Source organism: Psychrobacter sp. NPDC078501 (assembly GCF_044900935.1).
Lineage (GTDB): Bacteria > Pseudomonadota > Gammaproteobacteria > Pseudomonadales > Moraxellaceae > Psychrobacter.
In genome coordinates this window covers 3527-5708 of the sequence record NZ_JBJDOS010000019.1, presented here as the reverse complement: position 1 = coordinate 5708, position 2182 = coordinate 3527, and the positions used below count along the sequence as shown (strand labels likewise).

Sequence of the window (2182 nt, the reverse complement as noted above, 5' to 3'; positions counted from 1 at the left end):
CAGTTAACTTGTTGAAACAAATTAAAAAAAGAAGTTGACAGACTATTAAAACATGATATGATGGTCAGCTCGCTAAATAGGATAAGCCACATTGGCTGACTTGTTTAGTTTGAAATACTAGCACTGGACGACAGTGTCAGACATTATTTAAAAGCATAACTAAAGAACAACTTGTGTGGATTTTTGCTGATTCAGAATGCTAAAAAATAAAGTTGACTATCTTTTCTTTTCGGGAAGATTATTAACTATAAAAATTATCATTTAAGACAGCAGAAAAACTCAAAGTTAATTCATTACGAACATAATTTTTAGCGATTTTGCCAGATTAGATGAGCCAAGTTTAGAAGCTTCTTTAAAGAGCTTCATAGCAAGATTAAACTGAAGAGTTTGATCATGGCTCAGATTGAACGCTGGCGGCAGGCTTAACACATGCAAGTCGAGCGGAAACGATGGTAGCTTGCTACCAGGCGTCGAGCGGCGGACGGGTGAGTAATACTTAGGAATCTACCTAGTAGTGGGGGATAGCACGGGGAAACTCGTATTAATACCGCATACGACCTACGGGAGAAAGGGGGCAGTTTACTGCTCTCGCTATTAGATGAGCCTAAGTCGGATTAGCTAGATGGTGGGGTAAAGGCCTACCATGGCGACGATCTGTAGCTGGTCTGAGAGGATGATCAGCCACACCGGGACTGAGACACGGCCCGGACTCCTACGGGAGGCAGCAGTGGGGAATATTGGACAATGGGGGAAACCCTGATCCAGCCATGCCGCGTGTGTGAAGAAGGCCTTTTGGTTGTAAAGCACTTTAAGCAGTGAAGAAGACTCTTCGGTTAATACCCGGAGACGATGACATTAGCTGCAGAATAAGCACCGGCTAACTCTGTGCCAGCAGCCGCGGTAATACAGAGGGTGCAAGCGTTAATCGGAATTACTGGGCGTAAAGCGAGCGTAGGTGGCTTGATAAGTCAGATGTGAAATCCCCGGGCTTAACCTGGGAACTGCATCTGAAACTGTTAGGCTAGAGTAGGTGAGAGGGAAGTAGAATTTCAGGTGTAGCGGTGAAATGCGTAGAGATCTGAAGGAATACCGATGGCGAAGGCAGCTTCCTGGCATCATACTGACACTGAGGCTCGAAAGCGTGGGTAGCAAACAGGATTAGATACCCTGGTAGTCCACGCCGTAAACGATGTCTACTAGTCGTTGGGTCCCTTGAGGACTTAGTGACGCAGCTAACGCAATAAGTAGACCGCCTGGGGAGTACGGCCGCAAGGTTAAAACTCAAATGAATTGACGGGGGCCCGCACAAGCGGTGGAGCATGTGGTTTAATTCGATGCAACGCGAAGAACCTTACCTGGTCTTGACATATCTAGAATCCTGCAGAGATGCGGGAGTGCCTTCGGGAATTAGAATACAGGTGCTGCATGGCTGTCGTCAGCTCGTGTCGTGAGATGTTGGGTTAAGTCCCGCAACGAGCGCAACCCTTGTCCTTAGTTACCAGCGGGTTAAGCCGGGAACTCTAAGGATACTGCCAGTGACAAACTGGAGGAAGGCGGGGACGACGTCAAGTCATCATGGCCCTTACGACCAGGGCTACACACGTGCTACAATGGTAGGTACAGAGGGCAGCTACACAGCGATGTGATGCGAATCTCAAAAAGCCTATCGTAGTCCAGATTGGAGTCTGCAACTCGACTCCATGAAGTAGGAATCGCTAGTAATCGCGGATCAGAATGCCGCGGTGAATACGTTCCCGGGCCTTGTACACACCGCCCGTCACACCATGGGAGTTGATTGCACCAGAAGTGGATAGCTTAACCTTCGGGGAGGCGTTCACCACGGTGTGGTTGATGACTGGGGTGAAGTCGTAACAAGGTAGCCGTAGGGGAACCTGCGGCTGGATCACCTCCTTATAGACGCATTCGGTCAGCAAGAATTCACAACAAGTTGTTCTTTAGTTTAAGCTTACGTTTTTAACAAACGTATTAGGGTCTGTAGCTCAGCTGGTTAGAGCACCGTGTTGATAACGCGGGGGTCGGTGGTTCAAGTCCACCTAGACCCACCATTTTACAATGGGGCCATAGCTCAGTTGGTAGAGCGCCTGCCTTGCACGCAGGAGGTCAACGGTTCGACTCCGTTTGGCTCCACCACTACTAAGACGGTTAAGTAAGCTTTAGGTGC

General features: G+C 48.4%; 2 tRNA genes and 1 rRNA gene. All 3 read left to right on the top strand.

Annotation, left to right across the window (positions count from 1 at the left end):
• The first annotated feature begins 375 nt into the window (after positions 1-375).
• The 3 genes from ACI2IW_RS13830 (at position 376) to ACI2IW_RS13820 (ending at position 2151) form a co-directional block, all read left to right on the top strand.
• Positions 376-1914 (top strand): 16S ribosomal RNA (locus tag ACI2IW_RS13830).
• 75 nt (positions 1915-1989) lie between these two features.
• A tRNA-Ile gene (locus tag ACI2IW_RS13825) sits at positions 1990-2066 on the top strand.
• 9 nt (positions 2067-2075) lie between these two features.
• Positions 2076-2151, top strand: a tRNA-Ala gene (locus ACI2IW_RS13820).
• The last annotated feature ends 31 nt before the right edge of the window (positions 2152-2182 follow it).